The sequence below is a fragment of the Christensenella sp. KGMB01412 genome (assembly GCF_055522415.1).
Window position 1 is genome coordinate 408,618 of sequence record NZ_JBVFVW010000002.1, and the last position, 24,979, is coordinate 433,596.

General features: G+C 50.2%; 18 protein-coding genes and 1 pseudogene. 16 read left to right on the top strand and 3 right to left on the bottom strand.

Annotation, left to right across the window (positions count from 1 at the left end; all coding sequences use genetic code 11):
• Nucleotides 1-98 precede the first annotated feature (98 nt).
• The 3 genes from ACS5WU_RS05005 to ACS5WU_RS05015 all read right to left on the bottom strand — a co-directional run bounded on the left by ACS5WU_RS05005 (nt 99) and on the right by ACS5WU_RS05015 (nt 5,747).
• Nucleotides 99-3,713 carry an InlB B-repeat-containing protein gene (locus ACS5WU_RS05005; RefSeq protein WP_302759876.1) on the bottom strand — a complete coding sequence of 1,205 codons (3,615 nt, stop codon included), beginning with the start codon at nt 3,711-3,713 and terminating at the stop codon, nt 99-101.
• Nucleotides 3,714-3,800: 87 nt separating this feature from the next.
• Nucleotides 3,801-4,208, bottom strand: a complete 408-nt coding sequence (locus ACS5WU_RS05010) for an RrF2 family transcriptional regulator (protein WP_046444879.1) — start codon at nt 4,206-4,208, stop codon at nt 3,801-3,803.
• 432 nt (nt 4,209-4,640) lie between these two features.
• Nucleotides 4,641-5,747, bottom strand: coding sequence for a Gfo/Idh/MocA family protein (locus ACS5WU_RS05015; protein WP_046444880.1), 1,107 nt, complete (start codon nt 5,745-5,747; stop codon nt 4,641-4,643).
• A gap of 401 nt (nt 5,748-6,148) precedes the next feature.
• Here ACS5WU_RS05015 and ACS5WU_RS05020 point away from each other — a divergent pair, with 401 nt between their 5' ends.
• The 16 genes and pseudogenes from ACS5WU_RS05020 (at nt 6,149) to ACS5WU_RS05095 (ending at nt 24,829) form a co-directional block, all read left to right on the top strand.
• The gene (locus ACS5WU_RS05020) at nt 6,149-7,636 is read left to right on the top strand and encodes a sugar ABC transporter ATP-binding protein (RefSeq protein ID WP_059109653.1); all 1,488 of its coding nucleotides are present in this window, start codon (nt 6,149-6,151) and stop codon (nt 7,634-7,636) included.
• Nucleotides 7,633-8,706, top strand: a complete 1,074-nt coding sequence (locus ACS5WU_RS05025) for an ABC transporter permease (protein ID WP_052740643.1) — start codon at nt 7,633-7,635, stop codon at nt 8,704-8,706. The genes ACS5WU_RS05020 and ACS5WU_RS05025 overlap by 4 nt, the downstream gene beginning before the upstream one ends.
• A gap of 58 nt (nt 8,707-8,764) precedes the next feature.
• Nucleotides 8,765-9,949, top strand: coding sequence for a sugar ABC transporter substrate-binding protein (locus tag ACS5WU_RS05030; protein ID WP_046444883.1), 1,185 nt, complete (start codon nt 8,765-8,767; stop codon nt 9,947-9,949).
• A gap of 322 nt (nt 9,950-10,271) precedes the next feature.
• Nucleotides 10,272-11,261, top strand: coding sequence for a sugar phosphate isomerase/epimerase family protein (locus tag ACS5WU_RS05035; protein ID WP_302761975.1), 990 nt, complete (start codon nt 10,272-10,274; stop codon nt 11,259-11,261).
• Between the two features lie 43 nt (nt 11,262-11,304).
• A complete protein-coding gene (locus ACS5WU_RS05040) occupies nt 11,305-12,456 on the top strand; it encodes a Gfo/Idh/MocA family protein (RefSeq protein ID WP_197408944.1) in 1,152 nt (383 codons plus the stop codon).
• 23 nt (nt 12,457-12,479) lie between these two features.
• Nucleotides 12,480-13,328 (top strand): sugar phosphate isomerase/epimerase family protein, encoded by an 849-nt coding sequence (locus ACS5WU_RS05045; protein WP_302762192.1) that lies wholly within the window; start codon nt 12,480-12,482, stop codon nt 13,326-13,328.
• A gap of 75 nt (nt 13,329-13,403) precedes the next feature.
• Nucleotides 13,404-14,441, top strand: a complete 1,038-nt coding sequence (locus tag ACS5WU_RS05050; RefSeq protein ID WP_046444887.1) for a LacI family DNA-binding transcriptional regulator — start codon at nt 13,404-13,406, stop codon at nt 14,439-14,441.
• Between the two features lie 28 nt (nt 14,442-14,469).
• Nucleotides 14,470-15,363 carry a sugar phosphate isomerase/epimerase family protein gene (locus ACS5WU_RS05055; protein WP_302762193.1) on the top strand — a complete coding sequence of 298 codons (894 nt, stop codon included), beginning with the start codon at nt 14,470-14,472 and terminating at the stop codon, nt 15,361-15,363.
• Nucleotides 15,364-15,375: 12 nt separating this feature from the next.
• Nucleotides 15,376-16,578, top strand: coding sequence for a hypothetical protein (locus ACS5WU_RS05060; RefSeq protein ID WP_320607219.1), 1,203 nt, complete (start codon nt 15,376-15,378; stop codon nt 16,576-16,578).
• Between the two features lie 100 nt (nt 16,579-16,678).
• Nucleotides 16,679-17,752 (top strand): zinc-dependent alcohol dehydrogenase, encoded by a 1,074-nt coding sequence (locus ACS5WU_RS05065; protein ID WP_302761926.1) that lies wholly within the window; start codon nt 16,679-16,681, stop codon nt 17,750-17,752.
• Nucleotides 17,753-17,875: 123 nt separating this feature from the next.
• On the top strand, nt 17,876-19,126 hold the full coding sequence (locus ACS5WU_RS05070; protein ID WP_302761928.1) for an oxidoreductase: 1,251 nt from the start codon (nt 17,876-17,878) through the stop codon (nt 19,124-19,126).
• An 81-nt stretch (nt 19,127-19,207) separates the two neighbouring features.
• Nucleotides 19,208-19,924, top strand: a pseudogene (locus tag ACS5WU_RS05075) (FGGY-family carbohydrate kinase); the annotation flags it as partial.
• A 45-nt stretch (nt 19,925-19,969) separates the two neighbouring features.
• A complete protein-coding gene (locus ACS5WU_RS05080) occupies nt 19,970-20,701 on the top strand; it encodes an FGGY-family carbohydrate kinase (RefSeq protein ID WP_465089002.1) in 732 nt (243 codons plus the stop codon).
• Nucleotides 20,702-20,786: 85 nt separating this feature from the next.
• Nucleotides 20,787-21,707 (top strand): AraC family transcriptional regulator, encoded by a 921-nt coding sequence (locus ACS5WU_RS05085; RefSeq protein ID WP_302761932.1) that lies wholly within the window; start codon nt 20,787-20,789, stop codon nt 21,705-21,707.
• Between the two features lie 58 nt (nt 21,708-21,765).
• Entirely contained in the window at nt 21,766-23,304 is a 1,539-nt protein-coding gene (gene xylB, locus ACS5WU_RS05090) for a xylulokinase (protein WP_320607216.1), read from the top strand.
• 43 nt (nt 23,305-23,347) lie between these two features.
• Nucleotides 23,348-24,829, top strand: coding sequence for an L-fucose/L-arabinose isomerase family protein (locus ACS5WU_RS05095; protein ID WP_330697070.1), 1,482 nt, complete (start codon nt 23,348-23,350; stop codon nt 24,827-24,829).
• Nucleotides 24,830-24,979 lie beyond the last annotated feature (150 nt).

Consider the following 24,979-nt stretch of genomic DNA (forward strand, 5'->3'; position numbering starts at 1 on the left):
CATAACCTGCATTCAGTGGAATCGCTGTAAGCGGCAAAAAAAAGAGCATGACTCAGGTCATGCTCTTTTTCGTAGGGGAGTTATGCAGGGCAGCGTCGCTATTGCTGCCTTTGTCTCGATTTTCTCTTTACCGCCACCAGTATGATCGCTCCGGCAGCAGCCGCAGCAGCCACAATCAGCGGAATCAGGGGAAGCGTGTCGTCTCCGGTTTTTGGTGTGGAAGCATTTGCGGCAGTGCCCGTTCCGGATGTTGTGTTATCCGTTGAATCGCCGGGCGTAGTACCCACAGGCTCCCACCTTGCGTACAGCGTAAGGCTTTCGTTTACGTCATAGTGGTCAAAGAACCAGTAACGGACGCATTCAGGCTCCTGATACCATCCGTAAAAGACGTATCCATCCCGCGTCGGCGGCTGCGGAGCCGCGATGCGTGAGCCGGGGACAATGTTTGTGATGGGATCTACACCGGTTCCACCCTGCGAGTCGAATGTTACCGTATAGTAATTCGCAGGCTGCGATGCCGGTTGCCATCTGGCGTACAGAGTCTTGTGGTCGTTGATTGTATCGCGCCCGAAATCCCAGCAGGGATCGTCGGTTGTGCATGTGCAGTCCGGCGTATTGTGCCATCCGTCAAACACATGGTTGTCACGTGTGGGCGGCACAGGGGCTGAAACCTTACTGCCCGCAGCGATATTTGTGATCGGATCGATGTGCGTCCCGCCCTGAGAATCAAAGGTCAGGGTGTAGAGCGAGATCGGCGCGGTATTGTCCTGCCACTGCGCATACAGCTTGAGGTTGCCGGTGATTGGGAAGGTCTGGCCTTCCGTATAAGCCGTTCCGCCTCCGACTGGATTAGTATCCCAGCCGATAAAGGTGTGATTCGTCAGCGACATTGTTCCAGAACCGGAGATCGTCGCCGTCGCTCCGCTGTTATAGGTATCGGTAGCAGGAACGATCCCGCCATCGCTGCCGTTTCCGTCGTATTCGACTGTGTACTGGACCGGAACAGGCGTCCACTGGGCAGTGAGCGTTACGTTGCCTGAAGGCATCGTGAATGTAGCGCCCGCCTGATAGACCGTACCGTCGTCTGCCTTCCAGCCGTCAAATGTATGAGCGGCGCGCGTGGGAGGCGTTGTGTTTACCTGATATGAGGTATTTTCCGCCACGGTATCCGTTCCCGGGACCGTTCCTGCATCCGCGCCGTTTCCGTCATAAGTTACGGTGTATTCAGTTGCCGCCGTTTTCCAGTGCGCATAAAGCGTCTGGTCTGTCGCGGTCACGCTGCCCGTTATTTCAGTGCCGCCCGTTGCCTGCGTGTACCAGCCGTCGAAAACCAGCGCTCCATTGGCGGGCAGATCGCTTGTAAGCACACTTACACTTCCGCCCGGATCTGTCACGAGGAAATATCCTGTTGAGGCGGTGTCGTCCGCATAATATTTGGTGCCGTCATAGGTGAGGCTGGAAAGCCCGCTCCATGCGCCGCCATTTGCGTCAAACTTCACGAATTTGATTTCCATTGCGCCGGCGTCCGAGCTCGATCCGTCGCGTGTGAAGCCCCGTGCGTCTTTGCTGTAAACAGGCGTACCCGCAGAATTATCCGCTTGGCCCGCTACGCCGTCGTTCGGCTGTATGACAACGGTCATCAGTGTTCCGGTATGGCCGGAGCCCCCTTTGCCAACCGCTCCGTACTGGGTGTTGTTGGCCCGCGGCTGCGGAGAAGTGCCGAATACGCTTTCTGCCGTTACGTCTGCTGGAACAGGCGTGCCGTTATCGTAGCCTATATTACCGCCAAGGTCGGTTCCGTCCGGGATGTCGACGTTGCGCGAAGCGTAATTATTTCCTCCATTTCCGCCGTTGCCGACAAAAATATTGTTCTGGAAGGTCGCCGAGGGACGTACCGCCGCATTTGCGGAGTCCACGTGCTGGCCTACTGCCGCGCCAGCCCCATGCAGGCTCGCGTAATTGGGAGCGGTATTGCCGATAAACGTATTATTCTTAAAGTGGCCAATCACGTCGAGGGAAAGCTGCACCACACCGCCGCTGTCTGCGGCAGCCAAAAGGTATTTGCTCGCTTTGTTTCCATAAAACGTATTTTGCGTCACGTTTGCGACCACCATGTCGTTACGGCCCTCAAAGAAGAGCGCGCTTCCATCGTCCTGCGCTGTGTTTCCAATGAACGTATTGTTATCCACATTAACGGTACACAGGACGCTTGAGCTGTTGTTATACACGCCGATTGCGCCGCCGTCGCTGTTTGCGTTCTTACCGGAAACGCCGTTGGCTTCAAAGTAGCTGTAGCTGACGTTAACCGTGCCGCCGTATTGATAGAGCCCAATCGCGCCGCCATAGCGTGAGGCTTTATTGTCCTTGAAGTATGAACGTGTGACATTGAGCGTTTTTCCCGAGCCGCCATAACCGACAATCGCCCCTTGTATGTATCCGCTGTCCAGAGTGGACGCGCTGTTTACGAAGCTGGAATCTTCTACCGTGAGGTTTGTTCCGGCATAAATCGCGCTGCCGTGGCCTCCGCGTTGGTTGCGTACATTCTCAAATAATGTATTTTTGATCGTTGCATTTGCGCCGCCGCTGACGCCGATACCATTGCTTTCTGAAAACGTACAATCGTCAATGGTTAGATTGCCGCCCGAACCGTCCACACCGACGCCCGCAATGTTCGTGATCGTGGAGCCGGTGAGCGTAAGCGTGTTGTTGCCGACTGAGATACCCGTTCCGTTTGTTACACCGTCGATTGTGGTATCCGTGATGTCCGCGCCACCGCTGCCAAGCGTAATGCCTGTTGTGGCGAGCGTTTTGAATTCGGAAGCATCGATTGTAAGCAGGCCAGTGCCGCCGGTCACGCCGGTTTTCGCACCCTCTACGGTTACGTCCATAAGAGTTGCCGCGCCGGCTGCGCTGATTGCCGTTCCTGAGATGGTTTTAAAGGACGAGCCTGTAATGGCAAGCGTTCCTGCGCTTGTTTTTACGCCGGTTGCCGCGCCTTCGACGTTTACATCCGTAAGCGTTACGGCGTTTGTGCCGATGGCGTCGATTGCCGTACCGGTTACATGGTTAATCGAAAGGTTTTCAAGCCCTGCGATACCGCCTGAAAGCGTAACGCTGCCCGCGCCTCCTGTTGCATCAAGCGTCATATTTTTAAGCGTCACCGTACCCGTACCCGAGTTTGTGATGCGAAAATGAGCGCCGCCGGAAGGTGCGTTTAAAGAAATGCCCCCGCCGTCGATGATCACACTGTTGTTATGCGCTATGGTGAAATCAACCGTGGCCGGCATGGCGCCCGCAAGAGACGGATCGAGGTGAATTACCTTACCATCCACATCCGCCTGTTCCACGGAATCTTTCAGGTCTTCCCATGTGTTTACGGTGACGTCCGCGCCCGTAATAAGCCCGAACGGCGCCAATAGCATCTCTTCTTCCACCGGCTCCGTCTCTTCGGCCGCCGCAGAAGGGGAAGGTTGTGCATTTGCAGAAGCGCCCGGCTGCTGGTTATCAGCAGTAGCGGATGGTTCCGGCTCGGCGCCAGCCGCCGGTTCTTCCGAAGATTCCGCCGTCTGCAACCCTGTAGATTCCTCTGTGTTTTCCTGTGTAGGAGCGCTTTGCACGCCCATATCTGCTGATTCGGCAAACGCTGTTGTAAGTAGCGTAAACACAAGAAGCAGCGATAATAAAATTGTAGTTAGTCTTTGTCCGCGTCTCATATTGTAATCGTGATCCTCCTGTAAAATGATTGATATTATTTCGCGACAAGCTGCGGGAAACAAAACGCCCGAAGGCGTTTTTAGCGTTTAATACTGTTCGCATAACTGCGAGATATTCAGCGTGTCGAGCTTACTGATCAGTTCCTGCTGAAGGTTTTTAAGGAACCTGTGCATAGAACATTGTTCGGTGGCGTCCCTGCTGCAAAAACGGTCCTCCTCCAGACAACGGTTGAGTGTGATATCACCTTCGATCACCTTAACTACGTCATAGAGTGAAATGTTTTCCGCCGTCTTGGCGAGCTGGTAACCTCCGTTACAACCCTGTACTGATTTAAGCAGGCCGGATTGCTTTAAATAGCCGCTTATCTTCATAAAATATAAATAAGTAATCCCAAGCTCCTTTGACAGGTCAGCAGCAGTTGTAAGCCGGTTGTTGTGCTCGTGCAGATAACATAGAATACGTATCGCATAATCTGTTGCAAGCTGTAATTTCATTTTAATCTTCCCTCCCTTGATCTATAAAATCCCTGATCTTGCAAGTATGAAATATTTGTACCGTCTCATGCGAATACGGATATATTACTTACTTTGCTGTGTTTCTATATTTATGATAATTGAATGCAAGGAAGGTTAAAATAGAAGGGAACTGTTAGCACGTATTATGTGTGATAAAACTGTGATTAATGAAAAACGCTGCGCCAAATACTGAAAAAGCAGGATTTTGAAAAAATTTTTCGGGATTTATCTCAAAAAACAGGACGGATATCACATGTGAATTTTAAAAATGAAGTGTGATTTGCAGAAAAAAATACCGTCGAAAAGGATATGCTTTTCAGTTATTTTTTTAGCAAAAACCCCGGGCGCATTTCGTCCGGGGTTTTTTGTTACATTATATATAATAATATTTGAAAAAAGATTTTTGACAGCTTAGAATTGTGGGAGCGTAATTTTTTCTCCGTCGCGCAAACAGGATTCATGACCGCAAATACCCACTGCTGTAATATTGGCAGATACCTTTGCGTTCAAAAGAGGCTCGCGCTCCTCGATGATGGAACCGATGAATTCCTGCACAAGATGCGGATGGGAACCGCCATGCCCGGAACCCTGGATGAAAGAAACATTGTCTTTGTTGAGGATTACTTCGCGTTTTGTAAAGGATTTCAGCTCGTCGATCAGCAATTCATCGGTATCGGGCGCCACGATGCGGCGCGCATTTTCTCCGCCGTCAAACAACGCGGAGCCTTCGTCGGCAATCTGGTCCCATTCATAAGACATCTTTGTTCCGTAGACGTCAAAGCTTTCGCGATACTGGCGTACGGTCTCATACAGTGCACGCGTTGCTTCCGCAACAATGTCTGTGTCCTTTAATTTGAGGGTAAGCGTCTCGCAGGCAAAGGGAGAACCGTACCTTTTGGCAAGATCGTCAGATATATGTCCGGAACCGTGGCCGACGACATATTCCGCCAGGGTATTGTTAATTAATAACAGCGGGGAAATTGCGTGCGTTCCATACCAGAAGGGCGGAAATCCAAGCCAGTATTCAGGCCATCCCTCAAGCCCCATATCCTGCATATGGCTGCCGCGTACAAACTGGATGCGCCCAAGCTGCCCGCTTTCCACCAGGTTTTTTACATACAGGTATTCACGCGTATATACGGCGGTCTCCATCATCATGTAGACTTTGCCGGATTCTTTTTGTGCATCGCACAGGCTCTGAAGCTCCTCGATACTGGTAGCCATGGGCACTGTGCACGCAGTATGCTTGCCTGCGTTAAGGGAAGCGAGGGATTGTTTGTAATGGTCCAAAATAGGCGTTATGATGTGGATTGCATCGATGTCCTGCGAAGCACAAACCTCGTCAAAATCTGTGAATTGCATGTCTTCCTCCACGCCAAGTTCACGGCCTGTTTGCCTGAGCGTTTCCGGATTCCGCTGACATATTGCAACCTTTCCTACGTTTGGATGCGCCTGATAGAGTTTTACAAATTCTTTGCCAAAGTTCATTCCAATGACTGCAACGTTAATTTTTTTCATAAAAACCACCTCTCTTTGAAAAAATTATCACCATTCTATCACGCAATGTGAAAAAAAATCAATAGCCTGTTAAAACAGATAGGGTATTGACAAGGCGGAAAATATATATTAAGCTAAGCACAAGAACAAAGCCTGTAGGGTTTTTACAGGAATGTGCACGAGCACGGTTGCATTTAAGGCCGGAATTCCGGAATTTCCGGAAAAAGTTTTTCAATAAAATCACAAAAAGGGTAAGACGGCCCGCTTCACATTTGAATGAAATAGCACACTTTTTCGTTCAAACTGTTTTTTATGGAATTAACGCCGATTACGGCGTTTTTTTTTATGTTTTTTTCCCGCGCGTTAAAGTGTAACTTATTGTGCAAAAAAATCTGATTTTACAAAATGCAGGAGGGGAACTTATGGGAGAAACGTTGCTGGAAATGGTCAACATTAACAAAGAATTTCCCGGCGTACGCGCACTTTCAAACATCAATTTTGATCTCAAAAAAGGCGAAGTGCACTGCATCTGCGGTGAAAACGGCGCCGGAAAATCAACTCTGATTAAGATCATATCGGGTGCGTACCAGCCGGATGAAGGCGGGGAAATTTATTTTGAGGGGGAACGGGTTCAGCTAAATCCAAAATACGCGATGGAGCTTGGAATACAGACAATTTACCAGGAGCACTCGGTATTTGGAACGCTCAACGTAACTGAAAACCTGTTTACCGGTATGGAAATCACGAAAAACGGCGTAATGCAGCATGCGCAGATGCGTAAACGCACAAAGGAAGTTTTGGAGTACCTGAACAGTAATATCGATCCGGACGCGATTGTTGGCAACCTTACGAGCGGCGAACAGAAGATGGTGGAAATCGCAAAGGCATTGATTACCGAGGCAAAAATCATCATCCTCGATGAACCTACGGCTTCATTTTCCCTGTCGGAGATCGATTACCTGCTCAACGTCATAGAGGAAATCAAAAAAAGCGGGATTGGGATTATCTACATTTCGCATCATCTTGAAGAGGTATTTAAGATTGCAGACCGCATCACGGTCATTCGCGACGGAAATTGGATCAGTAATTATGAAAACAAGGATATCGATGAATCCAGATTGATCAAGGACATGGTGGGCAGGGATGCTTCTGCATTCTACAACCGTGAATCAGTCGCGCCCGGCGAGGTCGTTTTTGAAGCGAAGGACATCAGCGGAAAAGGCGTGTCGGCAGCATCCTTCAAGGTGCGCCGCGGGGAAATCGTCGGCTTTGCAGGCATGGTCGGCTCCGGCAGGTCGGAGCTTATGGATATTCTGTTTGGAGTCTCTGAAAAATTTACGGGAGAGACTTATATCAAGGGCAAAAAGGTGGAGCTGAAAACTCCGACGGACGCGATAGAAAACGGTATGTGCTATATCACTGAGGACAGGCAGCACACAGGTTTGTTTTTAAAGCAAACCATCGCGGAAAATACGATCAGCGCCGATCTTGTGAAGATGAAAAAAGCGATTATCAAGCCAAAAGAGGTCTTTGAAATCGGGGACGAGTACATCAAAAAAGTAGGAACAAAGGCAAATGATTCACATGTCCTGGCCATGAATCTGTCGGGCGGGAATCAACAAAAGGTGGTTCTTGCAAAATGGTTTGTGACCGACGGCGATATTTATATTTTCGACGAACCGACGCGCGGTATTGACATCGGCGCAAAACAGGAAATTTACCAGATCATGGTTAACCTGCTCAAAGCGGGGAAGGCGATCATCATGGTATCGTCCGATATGCCGGAGGTGATCTCTATGAGCGACCGCGTGCTCGTTATGTGCAAGGGCAGGGTGGTCGGCGAACTGACAAAAGACGAACTGACAGAAGAAAACATACTGAAGTATTCAATTGGAGGGGCGGGTATATGAACAAAAACACGGCAGGAAAAAAGACATCCATACTGAAAAAGAATGAAAATATGACGATTCTATTCATCTTTTTGGGATTTTTGGCGGCGATTACAATTTTGCAGCTGTGCATGAATGCAGCGAGGGGAGCCGTCGGCTTTCCGAATTTCATTAGTCCGAGCAATCTTTTTAATATCATGATGCAGGTGGCCTGCGTCGGAATTTTGACGATTGGTATGATGATGATCATGGTTACCGGCGCAATCGACCTTTCGGTTGGTATGCAGGTATCGCTGATTGCGATTTTTACGGCGCTTTGTATCTCCGACTGGGGAATTGCAACGCCCGTGGCAATTATACTGGCCCTGCTCCTGTCCGTTGGGTGCAGCGCACTTCTTGGTTTTATTATTTCAAGGCTAAAGGTGGAATCCTTTATTATCACGCTGGGCGGGCAGCTGATGTTTCAGGGCATAGCGCTCCTGATCTGCAACTCGCGGGAAGTAAGGCTTTTGAACGATGAGCTTGCGTTTTTCAAAACGAACCTTCTGCCTGATTGGCAGATTGGCGGCCTGAGCGTATCGCTTCCGATCTACGTTGTGTTTTTTGTCGCGATCGCGGTCATAATCTGGCTGATCATGAAATACACAAAATTCGGACGCAGGATGTATGCCGTGGGTTCCAACCAGGATGCGGCATATCTCGCGGGAATTAACGTCGCGAATATCAGATTATTCTCCTTCATGATCAACGGCCTTTTGGTCGGCTTTGCAAGCGTTCTGCTGCTGGCGCGTGTCAACGTTGGTATTATCACGCTGGGCCAGGGACTGGAGCTGGATGCAATCGCAGGCGCGGTCATTGGCGGAACGGCAATGGCCGGAGGCAAGGGCAATGTGTGGGGAGCGTTTATTGGCGCGATCCTTCTGGCGACCATTGGAAACGCAATGAATATCCTTCGTATCCAGGCAGAGTGGCAATATGTTGTAAAGGGAATTATTATCATCGTCGCGGTGTCTGCCGGTGCAATCTCTGCTATCCTCGCGGAGCGCAAGCTGAAAAAGCAGCAGGCTGCGAGAACGAAAGAAAGCAACTGAATTTGTTTTTATTGGGGATACCCCAACAAAATAAAAATACTAGGAGGAAATAAGAAAAATGAAAAAACTAATTGCAGTAGTAGTATGCGTGCTGATGCTCGCAACTGTATTTGCAGGCTGCGCGTCGGCTCCGGCGGAATCTTCGGCTCCGGCTGAGTCCTCGGCCCCGGCGGAATCTTCAGCTGCGGCTTCGGCTTCAAGCGAAGCGAGCAATACCGCCCAGGCAGGTAAAAAGCTTACAATCGGCTACTACAAAGACGGCCCGGACGACTATTACAAAGCTGGTTCCGATGTGTTTATCGCACTGGCAAACGAGGTTGGCTGGGAAGTAATCGACAAGACAGGCCAGGGCACGGCTCCCGAGCAGATTGCAGCGGTTGAGGACTTTATCACGACGGGCGTTGACGCGATCGTAGTGGTTCAGAACTCTCCGGAAGCGACTTCCGAATGTATCGATAAAGCAAATGCCGCAGGCATTCCTTACTTTGCGGCAACGCACATGCCTACTGTAAAATCCGGACAGGAGCTTGCAGGGTTCGTCGGCTATGATTTTGTTGAAGCAGGCGTTATGGGCGGCAAAGACGCTCTCGAAAAAGGCGTGAAAAAGGTAATCATGATCGAAGGCAAGCTGGGCCAGGGTACGGCTTCCGCGCAGACAGAAGGCTTTATCAAAGCTTATGTTGACGCAGGCAAGGACGTTGGCGACCTGTGGGTAGACGGCGCTCCGAACATTGACGGCAAGGGCGGCGCTGACCTTGAACTGGTTGCAAAGGCTTCCGGCGAGTGGTTTGCTGATCCGGCGAAAAAGGCAATGCAGGATGCAATCACCTCCCTTGGTAAGGATGGCTTTGACGGCGCTTACGTGCAGAACGATGAAATGATGGACGGCGCAATCCAGGCAATCAAAGAAGCTGGCCTTAACCCGGCAGACTACTGGCTCGGTTCTTCAAACGGTAAAGAGAAATCCTGGAAATGGGTTGAAGACGGTGAAATGACGATGGACGTTAACCAGACGCCTACGCTTGAAGCAGACATTCTCTTCCAGATGATCCAGCAGTATTTTGACGGAACGTTGAAGAAACCTTATGTAAATTCAGTGTTGAAGCCGTTCAATAAGGAAACGATGACGGATATGACGCTCATTCCTTACGCGCTTGACACATATATGGCTGACAGGGACAAATACACCATCAGCATCGACGACGCATCTGTTGTTGAAGTGGAAGGACTTGACGGAAAATAAACAAACCGGTCATACGGAAATAGAACCTTTGCGCTATCTCCCGTCCGCTTCGGCGGGCGGGAGGGCAGTGCAAAAAAACAAGGGCACAAAAATACTTTAAGCGAATAAATGGGACCTGGCACATGACGCAGATACGACCATGTACGCTGCACAAGGAAAAATTAGCTCGGGGAGAAAAGATAGATTCTTCCGGGGAACGGCAGTTTTTGGCAAATGGCAATCATTTGATAAACTGCAATTATGACGAAACAAATCTGAAATCATTTCAAGTTGATATAGAAAAAATCAAATAAAAGGACCAATAGCGAAGGGAGTAATGATTATGGCAAGACCGGTAACACTCATGACGGCGCAATGGGGCGACATGGACTTTGAAACGCTGTGCAAAACAGCAAAGGAAATGGGATATGACGGGCTGGAGATTATGTGCTGCTCTCATATCGATCCGGAGCGCGCGGCGAAGGATATGGAATATTGCAATTCGCTGAAAGCGACGATGGATCGATATGGGCTCAAAACGTGGGCGCTGGCAGCGCATATCGTTGGGCAGTGCGTAGGCGACAGGTGGGATCCGCGCCTGGATAACTTCGCTCCGGCAGAGCTTGCGGGAAAGCCGGAAGAAATTCGCAACTGGGCGGTCAAGACCATGAAATATGTACCGCAGGCAGCCAAAAACATGGGCGTGGACGTTGTAACGGGCTTTATGGGTTCGCCAATCTGGGCCTATTGGTACTCCTTCCCTCAGACGACGGAGGAAATGGTAGACCAGGGGTTCCGCGAGATCGTCGACCTGTGGACGCCGATTTTTGACGAGTTCGACAAATACGGCGTAAGGTTTGCGCTTGAGGTGCATCCAACAGAAATTGCATTTGACTATTATACCGCGGACCGCCTTCTGGAAGAATTTGATTACAGGGAGACGCTTGGATTCAATTTCGATCCGTCGCACCTTTTGTGGCAGGGCGTAAATCCGACTATTTTCCTGAGGGATTTTATCGACTCCGTATACCACGTGCATATGAAAGACGCCGCGGTTACGCTTGACGGCCGCGCAGGTATACTTGGCTCCTTTATTACCTTTGGCGATACGCGCCGCGGATGGAATTTCCGCTCACTGGGACACGGCGATGTGGATTTTGAAGAAATCATTCGTGAGTTAAACCAATATGGCTATGAAGGGCCGCTGTCTGTAGAATGGGAAGACAGTGGAATGGAACGGATTTTTGGCGCGACAGAGGCGTGCGACTTTGTACGGAAAGTTGATTTTGCAGCATCGGATGTGGCGTTCGACAAGGCAATCGCAAACGACTGAAACATGGTTTCACACTAAAATGCGGATTCAAGGAGGATATAAAATGGAACGTAAATTGAGATATGGCATGATTGGCGGCGGCCCCGGCGCGTTTATTGGAGGAGTTCACCGTGCGGCTATACGGCTGAATGACGAAGCGCAGCTTGTCGCGGGATGTTTCTCCTATATTGAAGAAGAACGCGAGCAGGCTGGACGCGAGCTTTGCATCGATCCGGAACGCAACTATTCGACCTTTGAGGAAATGGCGGAGGCGGAAGGAAAACGCGAAGATAAGATCGACTGGGTAGATATCGTAACGCCCAACCGGTTTCATTATCCCGCCGCAAAACTTTTTTTGGAGCAGGGGATTAACGTTGTGTGCGAAAAACCGCTGTGCTTTACCGTAGAAGAGGGCGAGGACCTGAAAAAGACGGCACGGGAAAACGGCTGCCTTTTCTGCGTCACATATACCTATACCGGGCACGTCATGGCACGGCAGGCACGTGCTATGATCGGGAAAGGGCAGATTGGCGATATCCGCATGGTTATGGCGGAATATCCGCAGGATTGGCTTTTGGATTCGCTGGAAACAATTACAGAAGATAACAGGCCGTGGCGTGCAGATCCAAAGCTATCAGGACGCGGCGCGTGCGTGGCAGACCTTGGCACGCACATTGAAAACTGGGTGAACTATGCCACGGGATTAAAAATTGACAGGCTTTGCTGCAACCTCGACGTGTTTGGCAAAGGCGGGGTTCTTGATAACAATGTGGAAGTCATGGTGAAATTCAAAGGCGGCGCTACAGGAATGTACTGGACGTCACAGGTAGCGATCGGGTTCGACAATGCGCTCAAAATCCGTATTTTCGGTGAGAAGGGAACCATAGAATTCGTGCAGGAGGAAAACAACTATTTGCGCGTTTCCATGCGCCACGAACCGCCGAAAATATACAGCCGCGGCTGCGGATACCTCGAGGAGGAGGCTGCAAAATATGTGCGCGTTCCATGCGGGCATCCCGAAGGATTGACGGAAGCGTTTGCAAATATCTACAAGGATTTTTGCGCCGCTTTAAAGGACAAGCTTGCGGGCAGGGATGTGAATGAAGCGGATTACGGATATCCGACAATCGATATGGGGATCGAGGGCGTAGAATTTTCAAATAAATGCGTGGACAGCTCTGAAGCGGGCAGCGTATGGGTTAAGATGGAAAAGTAAAGAACACTCAGGAGGACAATGCAATGAAATTTGGAATTAACTCACTGGCATGGCAATCGCCGTTCAGCGATCCGGCAGGCCAGTTTGCCAAGGCAAAAAAATATGGCTGCGATATTTATGAAATCGCGGTGGAGGACTTTTCGACGATTGACGTTGATGCGGTTAATGCCGCAAAAAAGGAAACAGGGATTCAGACGCCTACCATTTGCGGCGCTTTTGGCGAAACAAGGGACGTATCGTCAGAAAATCCGCAATACCGTCAAACCGGGTTGCAGTATATTAAAGATATGACGGATTTTGCTGTAAAAATCGATTGCAAAGTGATTGCCGGGCCGCTGTATTCCGCGGTGGGCAAGGCACGGCAGATTTCTGAGGATGAAAAAAAGCAGCAGTGGGATCGGGCTGTGGAAAATCTTAAAATTGCTGCAGAATACGCGCAGGACAAGGGAATTAAACTGGCGATCGAGCCGCTCAACCGTTTTGAAACAGATTTTATCAATACGGTGGAGCAAGGACTGGAGCTGATTGCAAGGATCGGTTATTCCAATGTGGGGTTCCTGCTCGATACGTTTCATATGAATGTGGAGGAAGCCGATATTCCGGGAGCGATCCGTTCGGCAAGGGGATTGATTATGGATTTGCATACCTGCGCGAACAACAGGGGGACTCCCGGACAGGACAACTTTGACTGGAAGGCGATTGCCGCGGCAATCAGGGACGCGGGTTATGACGATTATTGCGTCATTGAATCCTTTACGCCGGATTGTAAGGAGATTGCAAAAGCCGCGTCTGTGTGGAGGCCGTTTGCAAAATCACCGGAAGCGATTGCGGAAAACGGGCTGCCTTTTTTAAGGAAGGTATTCGCAGAATAAGCAGTTCAAAAATAAGGAAAGAGCACTCTGGAAGAACGCCTGTTTCAGGCGGCTGGAGAAACGTGGATAGGAAGAATGGCAGTTACGATCAAACAAGTCGCCGCTGCCGCGGGCGTGTCCCGCGGGACTGTAGACCGTGTTTTGCATAATCGCGGCGGTGTAAAGCCGGATGTGGAAAAGCATATCCGGAAAACGGCTGACAAAATGGGCTACTTTCCAAACCGGGCGGGAAAAATCCTGGCGGGACGAAAGCAGCCCCTTACAATAGGATATGTGCTCCCGAGTATCGGCAACCTGTTTTTTGAAGACGTCAAAACAGGGATACATACCGCCGAACGGGAAATGAAGGATTTTGGCGTTAACATTACAATCAAAGAAGTGCGCGGCTTTGACGTTAAGGACCACATCGGCGCGATCAATGCCATGATGGAGGAAAACCCAAGCGCATTATGTATATCGAGTATCGACCTTCCTGAAATCAGGAAATGCGTCAACAAAATCGTGAAAAAAGGAACGCCTGTTGTCGCAATCAACAATGACCTGAGCAATACGAAGCGACTGTGCTATGTGGGCAGCGACTATATTGTGTCCGGAAGGACTGCGGCAGGGCTTATGCTTTTATGCAGGTCGCGCAAAAAAGAGAATGTTTTAATCGCGACGGGTTCCCTGAACGTAAAAGGGCATAATGAGCGCATTCAAGGCTTTAACGAGGTGTTCCGCGAACGAAACGTACAATATCATCTGGAAGATCTTTTCGAGACGCAGGATGACAATGAAATTGCCTATTTCAAGGCAAAGAAAATGCTGGAAAGCCATCCGGACGTAGACTGGGTATATATCACCGCCGCGGGCGTGCAGGGCGTATGCCGCGCGATTGAAGAGCGTACGCAAGGGAAAGAAATTCGCGTCATTTGCTTTGATACCAATCAATATGTGAGGGATTATGTCGAGCGGGGGATCATCGATTATGTGATCTGCCAGGAACCGAAGGAACAGGGCTACCAATCTGTGAAGAAGCTGTTTGATTATTTTGTGGACGGCGCGAAGGGGCATGTGGATGATTACATTACAAAAGCAGTGATCAAAATCAATGAAAATATGAACTTTACATGAAAAGTATTGACAAGAAAGGGTGGAAAATATGAAAAAAGTATCGATAGGGAGCTGGGCGTATGTATTCGGAGCGTTTGAAAAAGATCCGGTTTTACTGCCGCAGCTGTGCGACAAACTGAACGAGCTGGGATTTGACGGAATCAGCATGGGCGGCTTTCGGCCGCATGCCAATCCTGAGCTTTACGACACTCCTGAAAAAAGGGAGGAATTGAAACGGCTTTTGAAAAAATATAATCTGGAGGTTGCTGATTTTGCCTGCGACCTGTGGAGTATTGACGCGCTGCAGCAAAGCGACGAATGGGTGAAGCTGTTTGAGAAAAATGCAGAATTTGCCTCGCAGATGGGTTTTCAGATCATCCGTGTGGATTCCGGCACGCCGCCCGTCCTTCCGGAGGGGATGAGCTATGCGCTTGCCCGTAAAAAAATTGTGGATAATTTCAAACGTATATCCAAAATTGCACAAAAATACGGCCTGCAGGTGGTATGGGAATTTGAACCGGGCTTTCTGATCAACGAACCCAAATATATTCTGGAAACATATGAGGCGGTAAACGAACCTAATTTCAGTATTTTGTTCGACACCTGCCACGGCTATATGTCGGCTGTTGTGGGCGCGCGCCACATTGAACCAAATAAGCTCACGGGAGGGCTTGCGGAATTTGCAGAGATGCTCAAAGGAAAGATAGGGCTTGTGCATCTGATCGACTCGGACGGTACGCTGAATGAAGCGGAAACAAGCACGCACGCGCCGTTTGGCCTGGGAGCCATTGATTTCGACGAGATTATCCCGGTGCTGCTTGACAAAGCGGATTACAAGGGCGAATGGTGGGCGATAGACCTGTGCGAATGGCCGGATGCGTGGAATGTTACGGCGGATTGCAAGGCGTTTGTAGATAAATTGAACCAAGAGTATTGCGGCTGAAGGGAAATCAACATGGAGACAAAAAAAATCAAAGAAATACTGGAAAGCGGAGAGGGCATATTATCAATGGCCCCAAACTGGGTGCCGCGCCCGTTTAACAGGCCGGGCAAACGCATCCGTTTGCATCCTGACGATTATTATGCAATGGGATTAAAGCGCGGCGCGATTGTAGAACGCTGGTTTTCGTCTGTTACAAAGGTGGAAACGGACGGCGCGGGCGAATTTGAGGGGATGAGCTTTGTCAATACGGACGGGAATACCGGCCATCTGATGCTTTTTAAGGATTTTGTAGATGAACTCGGAGCCGGATTGATTGGCGGTAAGCTGATGGACGAATATGGCACGTGGCCCATGTACTCAAAATTTTATGACTACAACGAGCCGCTTTTCCATCATGTGCATCATAAGGAAGAAGCCTGCGCAAAGGTTGGCGTCAAGCCAAAGCATGAGCATTATTTTTTCCCCAAGCAATACAACAATCATCTGGGCATTCGTCCGGTCAGCTATTTTGGCTTTGATCCCTCTGTCACAAAGGAGGAAGTCAAAGAGCGGCTTTCTAAATTCGAAACAGCGGATGGGCGGATACTGGAGCTTTCGCGTGCGTTCCGGGTAGAGCTTGGAACAGGCTGGTTTACACCGGCAGGTATTGTTCACGCGCCGGGATCGCTGTGCACCTATGAACCGCAATGGAACAGCGATGTTATGGCAATGTGGGAAAATATTGTGGAAGGCGAAGTATTTGACTATAGCAGCTTGTGCGGTTATGTGCCGGCAGGAAGCGAGCGTGATCTTGACGTTATCATGGACGCAGCCGACTGGGAGATGAATACGATCCCCAATTACCGTGAAAAATATTTCCGGCCTCCGGTACCGGACCACGCAGGCGAGGGATATGTGCAGAACTGGATTTGCTATGGCAACGACTTTATCGGGGCAAAGGAGCTTACGATAGAACCGGGCGCGCAGGTTACGATCAAAGACGCGGCGGCATACGGATGCCTTGCCGTACAGGGGCGCGGTGAATTTGGAAAATTTGTTGTCGAATCCCCAACGCTCATCCGTTACGGACAATTAACGGCGGACGAATTTTTCGTATCGCACGCCCGTGCAAAGGAAGGCGTTGTGATCAGGAACACGTCGCCTGTGGAGCCGCTTGTTATTCTCAAACATTTTGGGCCTGATTGCGGGATGCCGCAGATGAACGGGAAAAAGTGATATGCCAATCAACCAGGCGCAAAATTGGTAAAAGGATGGGGAGAGATCCCTTTTTCCGGGCGCTATGCAATGCGTTGCGGAAAACGGAGGAAAAAGAATCATGAAAATGAAAGTTCAGAATTTTTACGAACCGATGGTGATGAAGCTGGAGGAACATGACGTTCCACAGATCGCGGACAATGAGGTATTGATCAAGGTAAAAGCGGTAGGTATTTGCGGATCGGATATTTCGTATTATTACGGGCATAGCCCGCTTGATACGCCGGATGGAAAAGGGCCGTTGTATTTGGGGCACGAGGCTTCCGGCGTTGTGGCAAAGGTGGGCGGCATCGCGCAAAAGCTAGGGCTGTTCCGGGAAGGAGACCGCGTCGCGGTGAACCCGGTACAGCAATGTAACGCATGCCCGGCCTGCATGCGTGGGGAATTCAATATATGCAGCCATTCTGAGGTCATTGGCGTTTCGGCGAACGGTTGTTTTGCGGAATATGTAAAGGTGAAATATACGCACGTTTATCACATACCGGACGAGGTGAGCTTCGAAGACGCCGCGCTTGCAGAGCCGCTTGCGTGCGCGACGCACAGTATAGAACTGCTCGATATCAGGCTTGGACAGACGGTTGTGGTATATGGAACGGGCGGAATCGGGCTCATGCAGACACAGCTCGCAAAGGCGGCAGGCGCCGGTAAAGTGGTCGTTGTCGCAAGAAAGGATTACGGCCTGAACAAAGCGCTTGAATGCGGAGCGACACACGTTGTCAATAATTCGGACAGCAGCTCCAAATACTATGCCGCAGACGTTGCGGCGCGAATTATGGAAATCAACGGCGGCGACAAAGCGCCCCGCGCGATTGTTGCGACAAGCAACATGGAGGCCTTACAGGATGCGCTTCGCGTGACAGGCGGATGCTCGACGATCGTATTTTTTGGACTCCCGGGCCCGGAGGATAAGCTGCAGGTGCCTGTTCTTGAAGCAATCCAGTCGGAACGCACGCTGAAATTTTCATGGCTTGCGCCTCTTGTGTGGAATGAGGTATTTGAGGTCATCGCTTCGGGACAGGTAAACCTGAAGCCGATCATTACCCAACGTTTCACGCTTGAAGACGCGGAAAAGGGAATCGTATTCATGAAAGAATCAACGGAACCAAAGATCAAGGGCGTTGTACTGTTTGACTGATCGAAAGCCCGTCCCGAAACAAAGGGAAAGGCATCAATCAAACCGGAAAAATATATGATCAAATAAAAAACTACCTATTATATTATAGGATACGGCAGCGCTCATCAAAAAAGGAGAAAAATGATGAATGAGGAACTGTTATTTACCCCTGTAAAAATCGGAAACAAGACTGCGCCCAACCGGATTGCCATCAATGCGATGGAATGCTGCGACGCGGACGAAAACGGAAATCCATCGGCAAGAACGTATGAACGCTATGAAAAGCTGTTCGACGGGGGCTCCGGGTTTATAGACCTTGAAGCGATTACCGCGCAATACGATAACATTTCGAGAAAAAACCAGTTGAGTATTTTGCCGCATAACCAAAAGGCGCTTACAGAGTTTGTCAGGCATATGAAGGAAATCAACAAGGATACGGTCTTTGTGTTCCAGCTTACCCATTCGGGCGAGATCAGCCATCCAACCCTGTCAAAAAGGATTCGCGTTACAAAAGAACCGCTTTATGGATATGAGGACGCGCGCCTGATTGGCGAGGATGAAGTGGAACGGATCATGGACGAGCTTGTGCTTGCAGCAAAAATTGCCCATGACGCGGGCGCAGACGGGATTGACATGAAATTCTGTCACGGATATCTGGGTTCGCAGATTTTAAGGCCGTTTAATAAACATAACTGGAAGTATGGCGGGGCCTGGGAAAACCGCAGGCAATACGCATTTGACCTTACCGAGCGTGTCATAAAGGAAATCAATGATCCGAATTTTATCGTAGGCTCAAAGGTTTCTATTTATGAGGGCTTTCCGGGAGGACAGGGCACTGCGGGACCGGATACGGCGCTTATGGACCTTACGGAATCGATTGACCTTTTAAAAGGACTCGAGGAGCGTGGGGCGAGTTATGTTATTCAGTCGGCGGGATCGCCCTCCCATACGCTTGCGCTTTCGCAGCCGGACAAGAAGCTGCCGGATTATGGCTACCTGCACCAATATTTCCAGAAGGTATGCCGCGATAACCTGAAACCTGAGACAGTGGTCATCGGTTCTGCGTACAGTATTTTCAGGAATGGAAAAGGGACGAATTTCCAGGCGGTTGCGCCGGAAAAGAACAGCGTGCGGTATTGGGGAAACAAGAACATTGCGCAGGGCGTTGTGGACATGGTATGCCTTGGACGCCAGTCGTTTGCAGATCCGTATGTGGCAAAGAAAATGGCGGAAGGCCGTGAAGACGAGATCAAATGGTGCACGGCCTGCGATAATTGTATCGAGTTTTTGATTCGTCAGGAAAACGTGGGATGTTCTACTTATAATCCACCATATACAAAGCGCATGGCGGAGATTCGCGCGGAAAAAGGTCTCCTGAAAGAAAAGCATACCTGATGCACCAATCATAATCCAATGCGCAAAAGAGAACCGCCAGCGGCTCTCTTTTGCGCATTATTGCGAGCGGGAGGACAGAAAATGAATGTTTGTGGGCTGGACGTTGGTACGAGCGGCGTGAAGGCTGTCGTTTTTGACGAGAAGGGAGCCGGCATAGCGAATGCGTACCGCGCTTATGAAACGCAGATTGATCCGGATGGAAAAAGAGGGCTTGATGCACGCCGTTTGTGGGAAAAGACAAAAGAAGCGCTTGCCTGCGTATGCGCGCAGACAAACGGTGACATTGCGGCGATTGCAGTAGCGTCTTTTGGAGAAGCGTTTGTGCTTCTTGACGAGCACGACGGGGTATTGCACGACATTATGATTTACACCGACCGCAGGGGAGAAAAGGAATTTTTGCGTGAAGCGGAAAAAACGTCGTAGGAAGAAGTCGCCTGTGTTTGCGGGTTGCCGTTTTCCCCCACATACAGCGTATCCAAGCTGCTTTATTTAAAGGAGTGCAGGCCGAAGCTTTATAACAGGGCGAAGAAGGTGCTGTTTATTGAGGATTATGTGGGGTATCTGCTGAGCGGGGAACGGGCGGTCGATTATTCGGTTGCTTCGCGCTCCATGCTCCTGGATGCAAAAAATTGTTGCTGGAGCAGCATCATGATGAATCAATTTGGGATAGAAAAGGCGTTGTTTTCCCAAACGGTAGCTGCGGGTACGGTCATCGGGACGATAAAAAAAGAAATTGCGCAAGAGCTTGGCGCGCCGGCGTCTATGAAGATTGTCGCAGGAATACACGATCAGCCCGCGTCCGCCATTGGAGCGGGACTAAGGGAAGGAAGCGTCGCGTGTTCGATGGGGACTTCAGAATGTATGACGCCTGTATTCAGCGGTATGTTTCCGGTGAAGGTGACCGCGCGGCAGGGATTGTGTTCGGAGCCGGTGTGGGAGAAAGGAAAATACTGCACGCTTGCTTATAACCCGTCAAGCGGTCTTCTGATCGAATGGTTTTTTAAAACATTTGCCGCCGCGGAGACGCAGCAACACGGCGCGCCGTATGCGCTGTTTGAAGAACATTTTCCACCGCAGCCTACAAAAATCATGATACAGCCGTATCTGGCGGGGAGCGGAACGCCGTATCTGGATTATCTTGCGAGGCTTGGAATAGCGGGGATAGGGCTGGAAACCACGCGTTTTGATTTATACCGTGCGATGCTCGAGGGTTTGGCGCTGGATCAGTGCCTGAATCTTGAAACAATCACCAGACAGGGCGTTGCGGCGCAAAGCCTGATGTGCGTGGGCGGCGGCAGCAGGAGCAGGCCGTGGCTCCAGGTGAAGGCGGATGTGATGCAAATACCTGTTTCAACACTCGATTGCGGCGAGGCGGGCGCGCTCGGATGCGCGGCCTTATGTGCGGTTGCCACAGGCGTATACGCAAGCGTGGAGGAAGCGGCTCAAAATATGTCGCGTGTGAAAGAAGTGCTTGAACCAAATAAAGGAAACCGGGAGTTTTATCGCGAGAAATTTGAACAATACCGCTTACTGCACACCCATCTCAGGGAAGAATCAGAATACGCGTGCCGGTAAGGAGAGATCCAGATTACGGCATTCAAGGGCAGGTTTGCGGAGTATTTTCTCATGGATATGGAAAAGGCGTGTTTGGGAGAAGGTCATGGAATACGAATTTATCAAACATATTGCGGGAACGGGCCTCAAAACATTTGTGGTGGCGATCAACTGGCGCGAATTGCATTTTCACAATGATATGGAATTGCTGCTGGTGCTTGACGGAAGCGTCAGCATGGATGATGGAAAACAAAGGTACATCCTGAAAAAGAATGATATTTTCCTGAGCAACAAAAATGCAATCCACAGCCTGAGGCGTACGCATGAGGATAATTTATTGATGGTGATCCAGTTTGATCCAAACCTTTGCAAGGAATATTATCCAAAAATACCACGGGTGCGGTTTTCCCAAAACCATATCAAAAAGGATTCCGACGGGCAGTACTGGGAAATGCTGTACCGTTGCATGCGCGAAATCGTTTCCTGCTATTCCCAAAAACACGACGGTTTTGCAATCGAAATGATGTCCATCCTCAATCACATGTTGTTCTGTATGCTGCAAAATGACCAGTATACGATTCTGGACGAAAAAACAGCTGCTGCTGAAAACCGCAACATGGAAAGGCTGCGGCGCGTGATCGAATTTGTAAGGGAAAATTATATGTATCCCATCACGCTAAAGGAAATTGCAGAAAAGGAAAAGCTGGATATGTGCTATCTTTCGCATTTTATCAAAGCGCACCTTGGGATATCCTTCCAGAATTACCTGAACCGGATGCGTGTAGAAAAAGCGGAATACCTCTTGCTGCATACCGATCTCAGCCATATTGATATTTGCATGGAATGCGGTTTTTCCGACTACAAATATCTCAATAAGACGTTTGAGAAGGGGTTTGGTTGCTCTCCTGCCGATTACAGGGAGAAATACCGGACATGCTCTATGCGGGTAGACGAGCAAAATGAACAGCATATTGTTATGGAGGTTAGCCGCGCCTTTCGTTTTTTTGGCGGGCACAGCATATGCTGATTATGATATGAAATGATTCGGAAGGTGGCGCAGGAAAACCGGCGCCGGGGAGGTACTAATGAGTTACTTGATTGGAATAGACGTAGGGACGTCCGGGACAAAAACGGTCCTGTTTGACGAAACGGGCGAAGCAAGGGCAAGCGCAACGATGGAATACCCGCTCTACCAGCCCAAAAACGGCTGGGCAGAGCAGGATCCGCACGACTGGTGGAACGCCGTATGTAAAACCGTCCCGGACGTGATCAGAAAATCCGGCGTGCAGGCGGCTGAAATAAAGGGAGTCGGGCTTTCCGGACAGATGCACGGGCTCGTTATGCTTACAAAGGATGGCGAAGTAATTCGCAATTCCATCATCTGGTGCGACGGAAGGACGGGCGACGAATGCGCCTATATCACAAAAACGATAGGCAAGGAACGGCTGGTAGAGCTATCGGCCAATCCCGCCCTTACGGGTTTTACGGCAGGAAAGATTTTATGGGTACGCAACAACGAGCCGCAAAACTATGAACGCTGCGCGCATATCCTTTTGCCAAAGGATTACATCCGTTATATGCTGACGGGTGAGTTTGCAACGGAGGTAAGCGACGCGTCCGGTATGAACCTGATGGATATCCCGGCGCGCACGTGGTCGGATGAGATTTTAAACAAGCTGGAAATTGACCAATCGATGCTGGGCAGGCTGTATGAGTCCTGTGAAGTCACAGGGGCTATCACCGGGGAGGCGGCGAAACTGACCGGATTGCAACCCGGCACGCCTGTTGTGGGCGGCGCAGGAGATAATGCGGCGGCGGCCGTCGGCACGGGCGTTGTAAAGCAGGGAAAGGCGTTTATAACGATCGGCACCTCCGGCGTAATATTCGCACATTCTGAGCGCGTGGCAATCGATCCTGAGGGACGGGTGCATACCTTTTGCGCTGCGGTGCCGGGCGCGTGGACAGTAATGAGCTGTACGCTCGCAGCAGGCCTCTCCTTAAAATGGTACCGCGACCATTTCTGTAAAGCGGAAATGGAGGCGGCGGAAGGCATGGGCGTGGATTCGTATCTGCTGCTCAATGAACAGATTGCCAGAGTGCCGATTGGAGCAGATAAATTAATTTTTGCGCCCTACCTGATGGGGGAACGGTCGCCGATCCTGGATGAAAATGCACGGGGTGTATTTTTGGGGCTGTCTGCCCGGCATACGAAATATAATTTGCTGCGCGCTGTGATGGAAGGCGTTACATTTTCGCAGAAGGAATGTTATAACATTTTATGCGGGATGGGCGTTCCGTTTTCAGAAATGCTGGCAACCGGCGGCGGGGGAAAAAGCCCGTTGTGGAGGCAGATGATCGCGGATGTTTGCGGCTGTAATGTAACGACGCTCAAAACGCAGGAAGGCCCCGCGCTGGGCGCTGCGATTCTTGCGGGAGTGGGAGCGGGCGTTTATGGGAGCGTGCAGCAGGGCTGCGAAGCGGTTATCCGTACTGGCACAATGCAAAAGCCGGTTGCGGAAAACAGTGCTGAATATGAAAAATATTACCGCATATACAGGGAAATATATCCAGGCCTGAAGGAGCAGTTCAGGGCGCTGGCGGACATGGAAGGAACAGGGGATTGACTTTAAATCATTAAAATTGACAATAGGCAAGGAGGGTAATGAAATGATGAAAAATATACCGGAGGTAAAACTCGGCGTGATTGCGGTAAGCAGGGATTGCTTTGTCATATCGCTGTCCGAAAGGAGAAGAAGCGCCGTGGTGGAGGCGTGCAGGAAAGAGCAGGGCATTGATGTTTTTGAAGCGAAGACAACGGTGGAAAATGAAACCGATATGCTCAAAGCCGTCGATGAGGTAAAGGCTGCGGGCTGTAACGCGCTCGTGGTGTTCCTTGGGAATTTCGGGCCGGAAACGCCGGAAACATTGATCGCAAAGAATTTTAAAGGGCCTGTGATGTATGCGGCTGCAGCGGAAGAAGGGGACTTAATCCAGGGCAGGGGAGACGCATACTGCGGGATGCTGAACTGCTCTTATAACCTGGGCCTTCGCAACCTGAGGGCAGTGATTCCGGAATACCCTGTGGGTACGGCGGCAGATGTCGCGCGTATGGTCGCGGATTTTATACCTGCCGCAAGGGCGATTATTGGGATTTCCTCCCTTAAAATCATAACCTTTGGGCCGAGGCCGCAGGACTTTTTTTCGTGCAACGCGCCCATCAAAGGGTTATACGATATGGGGATAGAAATCGAAGAGAACTCAGAGCTGGATTTGCTTGTTTCCTACCGCAAGCACGAGGGCGACGACCGGATCAACGGCATCGTTGAGGACATGGCGCGGGAACTGGGAGCCGATGGCAACCATTACCCGGATTTATTGCCGCGCATGGCACAGTTTGAGCTGACGCTTCTGGACTGGATGAACGACCATAAAGGCGCCTGCGAATATGTGGCCTTTGCAAACAAATGCTGGCCAGCGTTCCCGACGGAATTTGGCTTCGAGCCATGCTATGTCAACAGCAGGCTGGCGTCAAGGGGGATTCCTGTGGCGTGTGAGGTGGATATTTATGGCGCGCTTTCCGAATACATCGGCGCGTGCGTTACGCAGGATGCGGTTACGCTTCTGGATATCAACAATTCTGTGCCGGAAGACCTTTTTGAACAGGATATCAAAGGAAAGTATGATTATACCATAAGGGATACCTTTATGGGCTTCCATTGCGGGAATACGCCTTTCTGCAAGCTTTCGGAAGGAGCGGTGAAATACCAGCTGATCCAGAACAGGCTGCTCGAGGACGGCGGCGAGCCGGATGTAACGCGGGGAACGCTTGAAGGGGACATTGCCCCCGGCGAAATCACATTTTTCCGTATCCATTCCAATGCGGACACCAGGATGCAGGCATATATCGCGCAGGGAGAGGTCCTGCCGGTGGCGACGCGTTCCTTTGGAGGAATTGGTATATTTGCAATTCCGCAGATGGGGCGTTTTTACAGGCACGTACTGATCGAAAAACACTATCCGCACCATGGCGCCGTTGCGTTTGGGCATGTGGGTAAAGCATTGTATACGGTCATGAATTACCTCGGCGTGGAGGATATTGCGTTTAACCATCCTGCCGGAATGCTTTATAAAACGGAAAACCCATTCTGAGAGTTTGCCGGAAGCATGGCGGGGACACAAAAAGAAACAGGCGCACAATATACAAGACGCAGCGTGAAAAATCCGCTGCGTTTTTTATGGGGCAAAATTTTGTTTGTGGCAAACAAGCAGATAGGTGTTTTAATTTCATGAATAATAGTG